Here is a 15,964-nt window from a genome sequence, read left to right as displayed (position 1 = left end):
GCTTGTCCGGATCCGCGGCCGGTGTCGCTTGCGTGCTTCGGACGGCTGTCCTGATGTCCCGGGCAGCGTCCGGGCCGTCGCGGAGTTTCCGCCCGCAGCGCCCAGTTGCGGCAGGGTTTCCCTGTCGATGCCCAGGTCGGCGGCGATGCTCCTGTACGTCACGCCCGGCTGTGGGCCCGGACAGGTCCACGGCATCGGCACTGAACCTGTCTGTGCAGTCCTTCATCGCCGTCGGCGGTGTTCTCACGTGCTCTGGATCAAGCAGATCCAGTATCAGCGCGTCCCCGCTCGGAGGGAGGCTCCCACGGGTGAAACGCCCGCGTCGACACTCCATCGACACCATGTCGACAGGCGCCCGATGCAATGTACGCATGCTCAATCCACTCAAGCGCGCCGGTCTGGCAGCGCAGATCGCCGGGCCCGTACTCGGACCGGAAGACGAAGGGTTCGCCGCGGAGTGCGCCCCCTTCAACCTTGCCGTGGCCCACCGCCCTTGCGTCGTTGTCGGAGCCGCGAACAGCGCCGACGTGCAAGTCGCCGTTCGCTTCGCCGCACAGCAACGTCTCCCGGTCGCCGTCATGGCCACCGGCCATCAGGCGACCGTCCCAGCCGATGGCGCGGTCCTCATCACCACTCACCGCATGGCGCAGGTGAGCATCGACCCCGCAGCCCGCACAGCCCGCGTGACGGCGGGAGCCCGCTGGCAGCAAGTGATCGACGCGGCCACCCCGTTCGGGCTTGCCCCGCTCAACGGCTCCTCACCGCTCGTCGGCGTCATCGGCTACACCCTCGGCGGGGGCTTGAGCCCCACCATGGGCCGCGCTCACGGGTGGGCAGCCGACCACGTCACCTCTCTGGAGGTCGTGACAGCAGACGGCGAGTTGCGCTGTGTCGACGCCGTCTCGGAACCCGACTTGTTCTGGGCACTGCGCGGCGGCAAGAGCAACTTCGGTGTCGTCACGGCAATGGAGTTCGCCCTCTTCCCGGTGGAACAGCTCTGGGCAGGCGGACTCTTCTTCGACGGTGCCGACGCAGCAGCCGTCCTGCACGCCTATGCCCAGGTCACGGCCGGGGCGCCGGACGAGTTGAGCTCGTCGATCGCCCTGCTGCGCCTGCCGGCCCTGCCCGGCGTGCCCCCCTTCCTCGCCGACCGGTTCGCCGTGCACGTCCGCATTTCCTACCTCGGCCCGGCAGCCGAGGCCGCCGGGCTGGTTGCACCACTGCGGGCGGCCGCGTCTGTCCTCGCGGACACCCTGGGTCCGATGCCGTACGCGTCCTTCGCGCAGATCCACAACGATCCAGCGGATCCGGCACCGTTCATGGAGCGCACCGCGATGCTCCACTCACTGACCGCCGAGGCCGTCGAGGAGATCCTGGCCGCTGCTGGGCCGACGGCCGACTGCCCGGTGCACTTCGTCGAGTTGCGTCACCTCGGCGGCGCCCTGGCCCGGACCGCGGACAACGCCGTCGGACACCGGGACGCCCAGTTCGCACTCTGGATCGTGGGTGTCGGGGCGCCCGACGACTTCACCGCGATGAACGCCTACGCCGACCAGGTTCTGCAGCGAATGCGCCCCTGGTCCACCGGCGGACGTTACCTGAACTTCATGGCCGCCCAGGACACCAAAGCCTCCGACGTGAGCGCCGCCTACGACGAAACCGACTACCCCAGGCTCCGCAGCATCAAAAGACGCTTCGACCCGGACAACCTCTTCCGCCTGAACCACAACATTCCCCCCGAGGAGCGCCCGATGCCTGACGACAAACTGCAGCTTCTGATCGACCACGCCGCGATCGCCGATGCACTGCACCGCTACACGGCCGGACTCGACCACGGCGACGCCGATCTGCTCACCTCCTCACTGACCGAGGACGCCATGGTCGACCTGACACCGGCCACGAGCAAGATCGGCCTCGACTTCCCCGCGCTCAAGCCGCGCGACACCGTCGTGGGAGCGCTCATCCCGGCGGTCGGCCCGCTCGACACCAGCCACGTGATCAGCAACATCCGCGCCACCGTGCACGGCGACACCGCCCACGTGAACTGCTACGCAATGGCTCAGCACTACCTGCCCCAGGAAGGCCCCAAGCCCGACCGGACCCGGCACGCGCTGATGATGAACCGCTACGACGCGGACCTGACGCGCGACGGAAGCACATGGCGCATCAGCCGGCTGACGATCGACAACGCCTGGTTCGAGGGCGACGCAACCGTCCTGCTTCCCGGCGACTGACTCCAGGGCGCGACCGTCTCACCGGGGTGGCCCCCCTCTGCAGGGCACCGCCCCGGTACTGCCGGGCCCCACCAACACTGCGGCAGACGCGAGCCGCACCCCCTTACTCACGAAACGAAACCGCCACTGGCGGGCCGGCCGCACCCAAGCCTTCAATGCCCGCACTCCACGATCCGTTCGGGAGCGTTCCGCGTGTCCACCACCCCCGATGAGCCCCGACCTCCGCAGCACTCACACAGCGTTCAGGAACGGCTCAAAGCCCTCATGCGGGACTTCCGCCACGGCGTGTGGCAGCCGACCGGTCTCGAGTATCGCCTGGCCGAGCTTCTTGCACAGTCGGCCGCCGGGACCGGGTCGCTCAGCGCGGTCAGTATCCGGACCGTGCTGTGGGAGGGCTCGATGGCGGCCATCCACGAGAACGGCGGACGTTTCGCCACCCTTCTGGCCGACCTGCTGCCGCTGGTCGAGAAGCCCGACGCAGCCGCGCTGCACACTGCCGGACTCGCGCTCGACCTCGTCGAGACGATCACGCAGACGGCCCCGCCCCGACAGACCTCTCCCCCACCGCAGGAATGCCCCTGTCCGAGCCTGGCAGGCGACCACCAGAGTGAAACGCCATCCCCGCCCCGGTCACCGCGTCTTCGCGAGGACGGCAGCCGGCTGCGCGTGGACGCCGCACGGAATCACGCCCGCCTGCTCGACGCCGCGGCACAGATAGCGCGGGAGCATGGACTGAAGCAGCTCACCATGGAAGCGGTGGCCACCGCGGCAGGTGTGGGCAAAGGCACGGTTTTTCGGCGATTCGGCGACCGCACGGGGCTGATGCAAGCCCTGCTGCAGCACTCCGAGGACACCTTCCAGGCTGCTCACCTCAGCGGCCTGGACCAGCCAGACGGCCGTGATGAGGCCATCGAGCAGCTTCGTGCATTCGGCGTGGCCGCCATACGACGCTATGCCCAGGAGATGGAGCTCCAGCTAGCCGCCGAGCCGTCCCCCCACCAACGCTACCGGCGCGCACCTCGCCGCTCGTACCACGAGCGGGTCAGCGTCCTGCTGAGCCTGGCTGCACCGCAAGCAGACGCGGAACTGCTCAGCCACGCGCTGCTGGCCTACCTGGAGCCCGCCCTTCTCTGGCATCTGAGCAACCAATGCAACCTACCCCTGCAGCGGCTGGAAAGCAGCTGGCTCGAACTGGTCTCCCGCGTCACCCAAGAAACCACTGCTCCACGCAACGTGGTGCACAAGGCAAATCTAGAGAAAACGAGCGAGTGATGGCTTTCTCAAGCAGCTCCAACCCCCACCTGAGCAATGGCGAGCACACGGCCGAGATCAATGATTTCACCCTGCACTACACCGTGCGCGGCGCCGGGCCTGTTCTCCTCTTCCCGTCTCCCGGCTGGGGCCCCGCGGTTGCCTCCTACGTGCCGATGCCGGGACTCGAGGAACGCTGCACGGTCGTCTACTTCGACACCCGGCACAGCGGGAAGTCCACCGGGCCGGAGGATCCGGGCCAGTACACCCTGGAACACTTCGTCGCCGACATTGACGCTCTCCGCATCCACCTCGCGCAGGACCGCGTGTTTCTCGCAGGTCACTCGGGAGGCGGTCACCAGGTGCTCGCCTACGGCATCGCTCACAGTGAGCGACTCCTCGGCATCATCGCAATCGACGCGATCATCGCCGCGGACGATGTCCGCATGGGTGAGATGATGCGACGGATCAACGAGCGGCGGACGCAGCCGTTCTACCTGGAGCACCCGACCTACATCGACAACGCGATGGCGTTGATGAGCGGCGCGGGCGGGAGCGCGCAGCCAACGATCGAGCAAGTTCTCGACGCAACCGGGGCGTTCTACTTCCACGCCCCGAAGCTCGCTGCCGACGCCTTCGCTGCGATGGAGTTCGACGGCCACGTCCTCGCGTACACACAGGCGTCGGGGTTCCAGAGCAGGAACCTGCTCTTGGAACTCCCGCAGATCACCGCTCCCACCCTGTTCATCTACGGCGACGACGACTTCCAGTGCGACCCGGTGTCCCAGGGAGAGCGCGCCCACGCGGTTCTGCCGACCTCGCAGCTCGAGATCATCGCGGACGCGGGCCACATGCCCTGGATCGAGCAGCCCGCCCTGTTCGCGGCTGCCTGCAACGCCTGGCTCGAGCGAGTGCAGGCCTGAACGCAGCCGCCCGGGTCACCTTGCCGACCGGATGAAGACGGCGACGAGGTGGAGTCCGGCGAGCTGGACGGTGGCGGTCTCGTCGTATCCAGCGGCCAGGTCGTGCGACTGCTTCAGGCGGTTGATGCACCGCTCGACGGTGTTGCGCTGCTTGTAGGCGTCACGGCCGAAGACGGTCGTCCCGCCTACAGGCGCGCCGGCGCGATCTCCGAGCACTGCCGCGCATCGGCGGGGACTGATGCCGACAGACGCGCATACCCGGCCTGTGTGGCTGGGCTGGTTACCTTTCGGGGATGACCACCACCCAGGACTTCGCCGCCTACATCGCCGGTCTCCCCCGCGTCATCGCCGGAGCCGCCGCGCTCTTCCGGGACGCGGACGGCCGGGTGCTCCTGGTCGAGCCCAACTACAGTGAGGGCTGGGTGCTTCCGGGCGGCACCGCCGAGTCGGACGAGGGCGAGAGCCCGCGGCAGGGCGCGCGCCGCGAGACCGCGGAGGAGATCGGACTGGACCGCGAGCTGGGGCGGCTGCTCGCGGTGGACCGGGTGCCCAGGACGGGCCGCCCGCCGCTGGTCGCCTAACCTGTAAGACGGCGGGGTGCTCACCGAGGACGAGTTCAAGGCGACCCGCCTCCAGGAGGAGGAACTGCCGTCCTGGCGCCTCATCCCGCGCGAGGAGTTCGCCGAGCACCTTCCGGGTTCCCTCGGCCGTCGCGTCCTGGCCGCGCTGGACGTACTGGCCGACGGCTCGGGCACGGTGGAGCTGGAGAACGGTCACAGGGTGGGCTGACCGGGGCGGGCGCAGCGGTCCGTGCGCACGGACCGGCCCGGACGGGCGGCCTGATATCCGTTCGCCCGATCCGGATCACCCGGCCTACCCTCGAAGCCGTGTCCAAGCCCCTCGTCGCCCTCCTCGGCGGCGCCGGCGTCTCCACTGCATCCCCCCTCCTACTGTGGAGACCGTGACGGGAGGGATAGTTGGGGGTCGTGGCATCCAGGAAGCACATGTACGACGCCGAGTTCCGTGAGGGGGCGGTACGGATCGTGACGGAGACCGGGAAGCCGATTCCGGAGGTGGCCGACGATCTGGGCAGTCGCCTGACGAGGTGTCGGGAAAGTCGGCAAGTGGTCAGTATGAGTCCTGAAAAACCCGGGGAGAGCTGCCCGTGCACGCGACTCGTTGTAGGATGAGGAAACAGCCCTTGACCTGCAAGAACGCAGGCAGGGAGCCGAGTCTCCGGGAGTCCCCGATGCTGCGTACCATGTTCAAATCCAAGATCCACCGTGCCACCGTCACTCAGGCCGACCTGCACTACGTGGGCTCCGTCACCATCGACGCCGACCTGCTGGACGCCGCCGATCTGCTGCCCGGTGAGCTGGTCCACATCGTCGACATCAGCAACGGCGCCCGCCTGGAGACGTACGTCATCGAGGGCGAGCGGGGCACCGGTGTCATCGGGATCAACGGGGCCGCCGCCCACCTCGTGCATCCCGGAGACCTGGTGATCATCATCAGTTACGCTCAGGTGTCCGACGCCGAGGCGCGGGCGCTTCGGCCCCGGGTCGTGCACGTGGACTCCGCCAACCGGATCGTGGGCCTGGGCGCCGATCCGTCCGAGCCGGTGCCGGGTTCCGAGCAGGCGCGCAGCCCGCAGGCCGTCACCGCCTGACCACCACACCAGGAGAAGGCCCATGAGCGAGATCGAGATCCGCGACGACCGGGCGGCGGGCCGCCTGGAGGCGATCGGCGACGGCGAAGTCGTAGGCCACATCGAGTACTTCGTCCTCGAATCCCCCCAGCGAGCCCTCGTCCCGGTCCACACGATCGTGGAACCGGCCCACGAGGGAAAGGGCATCGCGGGTTCACTGGCCCGCGAGCTGTACGGCATCGCCGCGCGTGAGGGCGTCGTCGTCGCCCCGCTCTGCCCCTACGTCGTGAAGTGGGCGGCCCGCCACCCCGACGAGGCCCCGGCCGCCGACCCCGCGCTGCAGAAGGCGGCGATGGAGTGGCTGACCGCGCATCCCGGCCGCTTCTAGACGGACCTGGGTAACGGACCTGGGTAACGGTTCCGAAAGGAAGGGTCCCGCCCGCGTGCTCGCCCTGCTCCACACCTCGCCCGCCCACGTCCCGGTCTTCGACGCCCTGCGCGACGAGGACCACCAGGGCCTGGAACTACGGCACTTCGTCGACGAGGAGTTGCTCGCACGGGCCCGCCGCGAGGGCCCGGAAGCGGTGACCGACGCGGTACGGGACGTGCTGGAGGAGGCCGTCGCCGAAGGGGCCCGGGCGGTGCTGTGCACCTGCTCGACCATCGGCGCGGTGGCCGAGTCGGCCGGAGCCGACGCCGGTGTGCCGGTGCTGCGTGGTGACCGCCCCATGGCGGCGGCGGCCGTTGCCGCCGGTGCACGGGTCGTCGTAGCCGCCACGCTGGAGAGCACCCTGGGGCCGACCGTGGCGCTGGTCGAGGAGGAGGGCCGCCGCATCGGCCGCCCCGTCGCCGTCCGCACCCTGCTCGTCGACGGCGCCTGGGCCCGCTTCGAGGCCGGCGACACCGAGGGCTGCGCCCGTCTGGTCGCCGATGCCGTGGACACGGTCGGGGACGCCGACGCGATCGTTCTCGCCCAGGGGTCCATGGCCGGCGCCCAGCATCTGACGACCACCTCGGTCCCGGTGCTGTCGAGCCCACGGCTGGGACTGGGGGCGGGGGCTCGGGCGGTGCGATTCGGGTGAGTTCGGCGGGGTGGGCCCCACGCGTGTGGGGTGACCCCGGTGGAATTCGGGCCACGTGTGTCGGGTGAGTCCGGTGGGGTCCGGAGGTTGCGCGCCGGGTGAGTTCGGCGGGGCCCGGGAGCTGTGCACCGGGGAGTCCCGCAGGACCCTGGGACTGTGCGTCGGATGGGCCCGCCGGCGCCCGGATGGTGCGCGTCGGCCCCGTCCGCCGCCTCCCCGGCGCGCGTGTCGGGTGAGCCCGCCCGGGTGAGTGGCGGCGCGAGTGACGGGTAGGCGGGGGAGTAGTCCAGAGCCGACGCACCCACAGGCTGGAGGACACCATGACCAACCCGTATCCCGACCCTGTACCGCCGGGACCGACCCCGGGCCCCGACCCCGTACCCCCGGGACCGACTCCAGGCCCCGGCCCCACGCCGGGTCCTGGCCCGACCCCGGACCCGGAACCCCCGGCGCCCCGGCCGACGCCACCGCCCGGCCCGGGCCCCGGCCCCGTCCCCGGCCCGTCTCCGGTCCCACCCGGCCCGACCCCGGAGCCCTCCCCGTCGCCGATCCCGCCGGGCCCGGAACCCGTACCGAACCCGGAGCCGGGACCGCCGCTCACCTGAAGTCGGCCACATGAAGCCGCTAGCGCGAACCGGCCGCATGAAGCCGGCCGCACGAAGCCGCTCACCGGAAGCCGCTAGCCCGAGCCGGCGCATGAAGCCGGCCGCTGGAGCCGGGTACCTGCCAGTCGGCCGCCGGCCGCCGGCCGCCGGGAGTCGGCCACGGCGCCCGGCCCCGCTGAGCCCGTCGCCCCGGCCGCCCTCCTGGCAGGATGGCCGACATGGAACGTGTGCTTGGAATCGGCGGACACTTCATGCGGGCCGGCGACCCGGCGGCCCTCAGCGCCTGGTACCGCGACTGCCTCGGGCTGGACGCCGACGAGCAAGGGCTGTGGGAGCAGGAAGCCGGGCCGACGGTGTTCGCGGCCTTCCCGGCCGACACCGACTACTTTGGATCCCGGACCCAGCAGACCATGCTCAACTTCCGGGTCCGCGACCTCGACGCGATGCTCGCGCAACTGCGTGCCAAGGGCGCGGAGGTGGACGTGGAGACGCAGGAGATGGACGGCGTCGGACGGTTCGGCTGGGTCACCGATCCCGAGGGCAACCGGATCGAACTGTGGCAGCCCGCCTGACCGGATCCCCGGCAGGCGGGCTCGGCACAGCAGCGCACGGGGTCAGGCGGTGACCTCGGAGCGGTCACCGCCCCAGAGGGTGTGGAACGAGCCGTCCCGGTCCACCCGGCGGTACGTGTGCGCCCCGAAGAAGTCCCGCTGCCCCTGCGTGAGCGCCGCGGGCAGCCGCTCGGCGCGCAACGCGTCGTAGTACGCGAGGGCGGCCGAGAAGCCGGGCGTCGGGACGCCCTGGCGGGTCGCCGCGACGACTACTTCGCGCCAGTCGTCCTGCGCCGCCGCGATCTCCTGCGCGAACGTCTCGTCGGAGAGCAGGCTCGGCAGATCCGCGCGGGCGTCGTACGCGGTGCGGATCCGGTCGAGGAAGGCCGCGCGGATGATGCAGCCGCCGCGCCAGATGGAGGAGACCGCGCCGAGGTCGACGTTCCAGTCGTACTCCTCGCTGCCCGCCGCGATCTCGTGGAAGCCCTGCGTGTACGACACGATCTTCGACGCGTACAGCGCCTGCTCGACCCGGTCCGCGAAGGCCCCCGCCTCGGCCTCGCCCAGCGGGGTCGCCGTCGGTCCGGCCAGACCCCGTGAGGCCTCGCGCAGTGCCGCGTGCCCGGAGATCGAGCGGGCGAAGACCGCCTCCGCGATGCCGGAGACCGGGACGCCGAGGTCGAGGGCGATCTGCACCGTCCAGCGGCCCGTGCCCTTCTGTTCGGCCTGGTCGACGACGACGTCCACGAACGGCTTGCCGGTGGCCGCGTCCACGTGGGACAGCACCTCGGCGGTGATCTCGATCAGGTAGGAGTCGAGCCGGCCCGTGTTCCAGGTGCGGAAGATGTCGGCAATCTGCGCGGGGGAGTACCCGGCGACATCGCGCAGCAGCTGGTACGCCTCGCCGATCAGCTGCATGTCGGCGTACTCGATGCCGTTGTGCACCATCTTCACGAAGTGCCCGGCGCCGTCGGGACCCACATGGGTCACACAGGGCGCCCCGTCCTCCGCCTTCGCGGAGATCTTCTCCAGCATCGGACCGAGCGAGTCGTACGACTCCTTCGGGCCGCCCGGCATGATGCTCGGTCCGTTCAGCGCGCCCTCCTCGCCGCCGGAGACGCCCATGCCGACGAAGTGGATGCCCTGTTCGCGCAGGTCGCGCTCGCGGCGGCGGGTGTCCGCGAAGTGCGCGTTGCCGCCGTCGATGATCATGTCGCCGGGTTCGAGGAGCGGGGCGAACTCCTGGATCACCGCGTCCGTCGGCTCACCGGCCTTGACCATGATGACCAGGCGACGCGGACGCTCCAGCGCGGTCACGAAGTCCTTGGCCGTCTCCGCCGCGATGAAGTCGCCCTCGCCGCCGAACTCCTCCACCAGGGCGTGGGTGCGGGACGCGGTCCGGTTGTGCACGGCGACCGTATAGCCGTTGCGCGCGAAGTTACGGGCGAGGTTGCGGCCCATGACCGCGAGGCCCGTGACGCCGATCTGCGCTGATGTGCTCATTCGGTTGGCTCCTAAAGATCAGGAAGATCAGGCCCAAAGATCAGGAAGGTCCTGAACATCGGTGGTACCGGTCGTGCCCCGCCAGTATTGCCGCTCGGTCCATCCTGGCCTGCCGGCACCCCGACCGCACGTGCTGACCGCAACCGGAGCGGCCCGCTCGCCACTTGAGCCACAGGGCGGCTGGTTGCCGTCTTGTCATGGCCTGTTCGGGGCGCTTACTTTTGGCCCTCCTGACGTATGTCGTAGGGGGATTCTCCATGGCCGTACGCGGCCGGCACCGCCGGTATCAGCCGAACAGGATCAACCGTTCCTCGCTGCTCACGGTCACGGCGGGCGGTGCGGGCATCGCGATCCCTCTCGTCGGCGCCGGTGCCGGCAGTGCCCAGGCGGCCGATGTGAGCACCTGGAACAAGGTCGCCGCCTGCGAGTCCAGCGGCGACTGGAGCATCAACACGGGCAACGGGTACTACGGCGGGCTCCAGTTCACCCAGTCCACCTGGGAGGCCTACGGCGGCACGGCGTACGCGAGCCGCGCGGATCTGGCCACCCGGGACCAGCAGATCGCCGTGGCGGAGAAGGTGCTCAAGGGCCAGGGGCCCGGCGCCTGGCCGGTGTGCTCGGTGCGCGCCGGGCTCACCCGGGGCGGCGGCACCCCCGACATCCACGTCGGCGGCACGAAGGCCACCGACACGGCGAAGACCAAGGCCCAGGACGCCAAGACGCAGACCGTCAAGCGGTCCGTGAAGGACGTACAGCCGCAGACCACACCGCAGTCCCGCGCGGGCACCGTCGAGATGTACACGGTGGTGCGCGGCGACACCCTCTCCGGGATCGCCGAGACCGAGCGCGTCGACGGCGGCTGGCACGAGCTCTACGCCGCCAACCGCACGACGGTCGGCGACGACCCGGACCTGATCCTGCCGGGCCAGCGGCTGAGCCTGGACGCCAAGGCCGGGGCGAAGGCCCGTACGACGACGAAGCCGGCCACCAGGGCGACCACCAAGTCCGCGACGAAGAAGGCCTCTTCGGACACCGCGGAGAAGAAGACCACCACGAAGAAGTCGACGAGTCGCTCCCTCGTCGCCCCCGTCGACGCACCCATCGGGACGGCGTACCACGCCGAGGGCTCCGCCTGGTCGAAGGGCTACCACACCGGCGTCGACTTCCTTGTCCCGACCGGCACTTCGGTGAAGGCCATCGAGGCGGGGCAGGTGGTCACCGCGGGCTGGGGCGGCTCCTACGGCTACCAGGTGGTGATCCGGCACGCCGACGGGCGCTACTCGCAGTACGCGCACCTGTCCGCGATCTCGGTGCGGGACGGGCAGTCCGTCGGCGCCGGGCAGCGCATCGGGCGGTCGGGGTCCACCGGGAACACCACGGGCCCGCATCTGCACTTCGAGGTGCGGACGGGGCCCGACTTCGGTAGCGACATCGACCCGCTCGCCTATCTGCGGGCCGGTGGCGTCAGGATTTGACTCGGGTGCGATGCCGGTCGTGGACCGGCATCATCACGTACAGCCCGGCGTGGAACGGGCCGAAGTAGCCCTGCGGTTCGGCGTTGCCGGCCGGCTCCAGGGTCTCGTAACCCTCGCCGGCCGGGATCGCCGCGGGGGCCGGGACGAGGAGTTCGCCGGCTCGCGCGGCGACCGTGAGGTCCGTGCCGCGCGCGTCGACGTTCGCGCTCACGTCGACGGGCTGTCCAGGGAGGGCGTCGAGCAACTCCTCGATGGGCGAGGGCGCGACGGGAGCCGCCGTGGCGGACGGTGCGTGCTCGCTCTCCAGCCGCTCCGTGGTCAGCAGGATCAGGCCACCGGCCGCGACCACTCCGGCGCTCAGGGCGAGCAGGGTGCCCGTCGTGCCGTAGCGGAAGGTCTCGCCGAACATCGTGATGCCGACGACGGCCGCCACCACCGGGTTCACGACCGTCAGGACGGCCAGCGGAGCCGCCAGGCCCGCGCCCCGGTAGGAGGCCTGCGAGAGCATCAGACCGGCCACCGCGAACACGGCGATCACGGCCAGGAAGGGGATGTCGGTCGCCGATATCGCGCCGTTGTCCCAGTCGACCGTCACCGTCTTCGTGAACACCGAGGACATGCCGAACGCTATGCCGGACGCGGTCGCCAGCAGCACGCTGCGCACCGCCGGGTGCCGGTGTGCCGCGCGGCCCGCGACCATCAGGGTCGCTACCACCGTGCCGGTGAACACCGCCACGGACACCCGCTGCGCGGTGCTCAGCGAGTGACTGTCGGAGGCGCCGACCAGGGAGAGCAGACCGGCGAGACCGATCGTCGCCATGATCGCGCCGCGCCAGGCGGTGGAACCGGCCTTGCGGCCGACGAACAGGGCCGCCATCGGCAGCGCGAACACGATCGTCAGCGCACCCAGCGGCTGCACCAGGCTCAGCGGGCCGTAGGCCAGCGCCACCACGTGCAGCAGACCGCCGCTGCCGTTCAGCGCGACCGCCGCCCACCAGCTCGGGCGGCGCAGCGGCGCGTACTCCTGGTCGGGAGAGGACACCGCGACCCGCTCCTGCACGATCGCTCCACCCGCGTAGGCCACGGCGGAGACGAGCGACAGCAGGATGGACAACGCGAGGGCGCTCATCGGCAGCTCCTCTGCGTCAGGCGGGCACCTCTGGCACCACGCGGCGAACGGTCGGCTTTCATACAGAACACGATGCCGCTCGATGTTCTTCCCGTCGTCGTACCTGAGCACCGATTGGGTAGTACTGCCGATGGAGTACGAAACCCCCCTTGTCCTCCCCAAGGTGGGTGACACCAGGGGGACACCCCCTGGGTGGAACCCCTAGGAGCCTTGGTACTACTGCTGTTCGTGGACCTCGACCCCGAACTCGCCGCGCTCCGCCCCCTCGGCGGCTTCTTCGTACTACGCACGGGCGCAGCCCCGGACGGCCCGCTGCCGACACTCGCGACGACCTACGAAAACCCGGTGTCGGATGTTTACCGAAATTCCCTGACTTTCCGTGTCCATGCCGTCGCGGAACGTCTCCAGGCCCCTGAGCTGCGCATTGCCGCCTCGATCGCACAACAGGCCCTCGCGGCCCGGCTGTGGTCGGCGGCGCTCGGCTGCGCCGCCCTCTACGGCCGCATCCCGGACCTCGACCCGCACCTGCTGCACTGGGACGCGGGCAGCAGTGCCCCGGACGACCTGTGGCTGGCCGAGGTCCGCCCGCTGCCCGTCGACGCCCTGGCGGACGTCGTGCTCCACGGCCACCTGGAACCCCTGACCGCCGCCCTGGTCGCCCACCACCGCATGTCCGCGGGCCTCCTGTGGGGCAACGCGGCCTCCGCGCTCGCGGGCGCGGCCCGCGAACTCGACCGCTGGGCACGCGCGCGTGGCCGTCCGGAAGTGGCCACGCGCGCGCGTGCCCTCACCGCGGAACTCCTCGCCCACCCCCTCCTCGACGGCACCGGAACCCTCACCGGAACCGCCTTCCGGCGCCGCAGCTGCTGCCTCTACTACCGGGTCCCCGGCGGCGGGGTCTGCGGGGACTGCTCCTTCACACAGCCGCCCGGCTCTTCCGCGAAAGCCGCTTCTGGGTGACCATGAGTGCAATCAGCCGCCGAGATCAAGGGGTTACGGGTGCGAGTGGGACTGCTGACCCGGGAGTACCCGCCGGATGTGTACGGCGGCGCGGGCGTCCATGTGGAGTTCCTGGCCCGGGAGTTGAGGCCCCTGGTAGACCTGGACGTGCACTGCTGGGGCGAGGGCCGCACCGAGGGCGTCGTACGCCACCGCTCCTGGCCGACTCTGGACGGCGCCAACGACGCCCTGCGGACCTTCTCCGTGGACCTCTCCATGGCCGCCGCCCTCGAAGGGCGTGAACTCGTCCACTCCCACACCTGGTACGCCAACCTCGCCGGCCACTTCGCCAAGCTCCTCTACGGCGTCCCGCACGTGATGACGGCCCACTCCCTGGAGCCGCTGCGCCCCTGGAAGGCCGAGCAGCTCGGCGGCGGATACGCCCTCTCCAGCTGGGCCGAGCGCACCGCGATCGAGGCCGCGGACGCCGTGGTCGCCGTATCCGGAGCCATGCGCGAGGACATCCTCGCCTGCTACCCGTCGCTGGACCCCGCCACGGTGCGGGTCATCCACAACGGCATCGACACCACGCTCTACCGCCCCGACCACGGCACCGACGTGCTCACCCGGCTCGGCATCGACCCCGACCGCCCCTACGTCCTGTTCGTCGGCCGCATCACCCGCCAGAAGGGCGTGCCCCATCTGCTGCGCGCGGTGCGCGGTCTCGACCCCGCCGCGCAGGTCGTACTGTGCGCGGGCGCGCCCGACACGCCGGAGATCGACCGGGAGTTCCGTGAGCTCTTCGAGGAGCTGAGCCGGGTCCGCGAGGGCGTGCACTGGATCCCCGAGATGCTGCCCCGCCCGGAGGTCGTCCAGCTCCTCACCCACGCCACCGTGTTCGCCTGCCCCTCGGTCTACGAGCCCCTCGGGATCGTCAACCTGGAGGCGATGGCCTGCGGTACGGCCGTGGTCGCCTCTCGGGTCGGGGGCATCCCCGAGGTGGTCGCGGACGGCGAGACCGGCCTGCTGGTGTCCGTCGAGGAAAACTTCGAGGAGAACCTGACGACGGCCCTCGACTCCGTCCTCGCCGACCCGGAGACTGCGAAGCGCATGGGCGAGGCGGGGCGGAAGCGCGCGGTGGGCGAGTTCGGCTGGGACGCCGTGGCGCTGCGCACCGCGCGGCTCTACGCGGAGATCCTCAAACAGGCTTAGTGTGCGCTGCTCAGGGGCAGGCTGGGATCAACCAGGGTGAGGGGAGCGGCCATGCGTCGTGGTGGTCCTTCGGTGCTCGGAATCGTGCTCGCGGGTGGTGAGGGCAAGCGACTGATGCCCCTGACCGCGGACCGCGCGAAACCGGCGGTCACGTTCGGCGGGACGTACCGTCTCGTGGACTTCGTGCTGTCCAATCTCGTCAACGCCGACGTCCTGCGCATCTGCGTCCTCACGCAGTACAAGTCGCACTCGCTGGACCGCCACATCACCACCACCTGGCGCATGTCCAGCCTGCTCGGCAACTATGTGACCCCGGTGCCCGCCCAGCAGCGCCTGGGCCCGCGCTGGTACCTCGGCAGCGCCGACGCGATCCTCCAGTCGCTGAACCTGATCTACGACGAGCGCCCCGAGTACGTCGCCGTCTTCGGCGCCGACCACGTCTACCGCATGGACCCGCGGCAGATGCTCGCCCAGCACATCGACAGCGGTGCGGGCGTCACCGTGGCCGGAATCCGCGTTCCGCGCGCGGAGTCCTCGCAGTTCGGCGTGATCACCCCGGGCTCGGACGGCCAGACGGTCGAGCGCTTCCTGGAGAAGCCCGCCGACCCGCCGGGCCTGGTCGACGACCCGGAGTGCGTCTACGCCTCGATGGGCAACTACATCTTCACCACCAAGACCCTCATAGAGGCCCTCCAGCGGGACGCGGAGGACATCGGCTCGGTGCACGACATGGGCGGCTCGATCCTGCCCGCGCTCACCGACCGGGGCGAGGCCGCGCTCTACGACTTCAGCGCCAACCACGTCCCCGGCGAGACCACCCGCGACCAGGGCTACTGGCGGGACGTCGGCACCCTGGACGCGTACTACGACGCCCACATGGACCTCATCGCCGAGCGCCCCGCCTTCAACCTCTACAACCGCAACTGGCCCATCTACACCCACTCCGGCCAGCTCTCCCCGGCCCGCTTCAACGCCGGCGGCATGGCCAGCGAGTCGATCATCAGCTCCGGGTGCCTCATCCGCGGCCAGGTCACGCGCTCGGTGCTCTCCCCGGGCGTGGTGGTCGATCCGGGAGCGGTCGTCCAGGGCTCGATCCTGCACGACAACGTCCACATCGGGCGGGGCGCGGTGGTCCGGGGCGCCGTCCTGGACAAGAACGTCGAGGTACCGCCCGGCGCGACGATAGGCGTCAACCCGGAGCGCGACGCCGACCTGTACACGGTCTCCAAGGGCGGCGTCATCGCCCTGGGGAAGGGCCAACTGGTCACGTAGCAGCGGACATCGGCCCCGGTGCGTCCCGACCGCACCGGGGCTTTGCCGTGCCATGACCCAAGCTTGTCATGTCCCTGGACGGAATGCGGAATCCGTGTTGTCATGCCAACTGCTGCCCATGACAACGTTGTTATGGAGGT

The 15,964-nt window shown here is 70.4% G+C and carries 14 protein-coding genes and 1 pseudogene; 12 read left to right on the top strand and 3 right to left on the bottom strand.

The genetic code is table 11. The features are described from left to right. Window positions 1-371: 371 nt before the first annotated feature. The 3 genes from ACWDEW_RS43645 (at window position 372) to ACWDEW_RS43635 (ending at window position 4,408) form a co-directional block, all read left to right on the top strand. Window positions 372-2,234 (top strand): nuclear transport factor 2 family protein, encoded by a 1,863-nt coding sequence (locus ACWDEW_RS43645; protein ID WP_450521125.1) that lies wholly within the window; start codon window positions 372-374, stop codon window positions 2,232-2,234. Between the two features lie 192 nt (window positions 2,235-2,426). Then, on the top strand, window positions 2,427-3,506 hold the full coding sequence (locus tag ACWDEW_RS43640; protein WP_450521123.1) for a TetR/AcrR family transcriptional regulator: 1,080 nt from the start codon (window positions 2,427-2,429) through the stop codon (window positions 3,504-3,506). Between the two features lie 83 nt (window positions 3,507-3,589). Continuing rightward, on the top strand, window positions 3,590-4,408 hold the full coding sequence (locus ACWDEW_RS43635) for an alpha/beta fold hydrolase (protein WP_450521121.1): 819 nt from the start codon (window positions 3,590-3,592) through the stop codon (window positions 4,406-4,408). Between the two features lie 15 nt (window positions 4,409-4,423). Here ACWDEW_RS43635 and ACWDEW_RS43630 read toward each other — a convergent pair whose 3' ends face one another. Beyond that, entirely contained in the window at window positions 4,424-4,624 is a 201-nt protein-coding gene (locus tag ACWDEW_RS43630) for a hypothetical protein (RefSeq protein ID WP_450521119.1), read from the bottom strand. Between the two features lie 77 nt (window positions 4,625-4,701). Between ACWDEW_RS43630 and ACWDEW_RS43625 the strand changes: the two are divergent. The 5 genes and pseudogenes from ACWDEW_RS43625 to ACWDEW_RS43605 all read left to right on the top strand — a co-directional run bounded on the left by ACWDEW_RS43625 (window position 4,702) and on the right by ACWDEW_RS43605 (window position 8,315). Continuing rightward, window positions 4,702-5,197 (top strand): annotated as a pseudogene (locus tag ACWDEW_RS43625) (NUDIX domain-containing protein). A gap of 460 nt (window positions 5,198-5,657) precedes the next feature. After that, the gene (panD, locus tag ACWDEW_RS43620; protein ID WP_200717505.1) at window positions 5,658-6,077 is read left to right on the top strand and encodes an aspartate 1-decarboxylase; all 420 of its coding nucleotides are present in this window, start codon (window positions 5,658-5,660) and stop codon (window positions 6,075-6,077) included. 22 nt (window positions 6,078-6,099) lie between these two features. Then, complete coding sequence (locus tag ACWDEW_RS43615) at window positions 6,100-6,444, top strand: GNAT family N-acetyltransferase (protein WP_450521117.1); 345 nt, start codon at window positions 6,100-6,102, stop codon at window positions 6,442-6,444. A gap of 55 nt (window positions 6,445-6,499) precedes the next feature. After that, on the top strand, window positions 6,500-7,138 hold the full coding sequence (locus ACWDEW_RS43610) for an aspartate/glutamate racemase family protein (protein WP_450521115.1): 639 nt from the start codon (window positions 6,500-6,502) through the stop codon (window positions 7,136-7,138). An 823-nt stretch (window positions 7,139-7,961) separates the two neighbouring features. Continuing rightward, the gene (locus ACWDEW_RS43605; RefSeq protein WP_450521113.1) at window positions 7,962-8,315 is read left to right on the top strand and encodes a VOC family protein; all 354 of its coding nucleotides are present in this window, start codon (window positions 7,962-7,964) and stop codon (window positions 8,313-8,315) included. Window positions 8,316-8,357: 42 nt separating this feature from the next. On the opposite strand, the gene gndA is transcribed toward ACWDEW_RS43605, so the two are convergent. After that, a complete protein-coding gene (gene gndA / locus ACWDEW_RS43600) occupies window positions 8,358-9,797 on the bottom strand; it encodes an NADP-dependent phosphogluconate dehydrogenase (protein WP_450521111.1) in 1,440 nt (479 codons plus the stop codon). A 257-nt stretch (window positions 9,798-10,054) separates the two neighbouring features. On the opposite strand from gndA, the gene ACWDEW_RS43595 reads away from it, so the two are divergent. Next, entirely contained in the window at window positions 10,055-11,272 is a 1,218-nt protein-coding gene (locus ACWDEW_RS43595) for a transglycosylase family protein (RefSeq protein WP_450521109.1), read from the top strand. Here the strand turns inward: ACWDEW_RS43595 and ACWDEW_RS43590 are convergent. Further along, window positions 11,262-12,401, bottom strand: coding sequence for a DMT family transporter (locus ACWDEW_RS43590; protein ID WP_450521107.1), 1,140 nt, complete (start codon window positions 12,399-12,401; stop codon window positions 11,262-11,264). The genes ACWDEW_RS43595 and ACWDEW_RS43590 overlap by 11 nt on opposite strands. 210 nt (window positions 12,402-12,611) lie before the next feature. On the opposite strand from ACWDEW_RS43590, the gene ACWDEW_RS43585 reads away from it, so the two are divergent. From ACWDEW_RS43585 to glgC, 3 genes are read left to right on the top strand one after another with little or no spacing between them, the layout of a single operon-like run. Further along, window positions 12,612-13,361: a (2Fe-2S)-binding protein gene (locus tag ACWDEW_RS43585; RefSeq protein ID WP_450521105.1), complete on the top strand. Its 750-nt coding sequence runs from the start codon at window positions 12,612-12,614 to the stop codon at window positions 13,359-13,361. Window positions 13,362-13,400: 39 nt separating this feature from the next. Continuing rightward, a complete protein-coding gene (glgA, locus tag ACWDEW_RS43580) occupies window positions 13,401-14,552 on the top strand; it encodes a glycogen synthase (protein ID WP_450521193.1) in 1,152 nt (383 codons plus the stop codon). Between the two features lie 51 nt (window positions 14,553-14,603). Next, entirely contained in the window at window positions 14,604-15,824 is a 1,221-nt protein-coding gene (glgC, locus tag ACWDEW_RS43575) for a glucose-1-phosphate adenylyltransferase (RefSeq protein ID WP_093623686.1), read from the top strand. The last annotated feature ends 140 nt before the right edge of the window (window positions 15,825-15,964 follow it).

The organism is Streptomyces sp. NPDC001100 (assembly GCF_053598575.1).
This window is presented reverse-complemented; position numbering and strand designations above follow the sequence as displayed.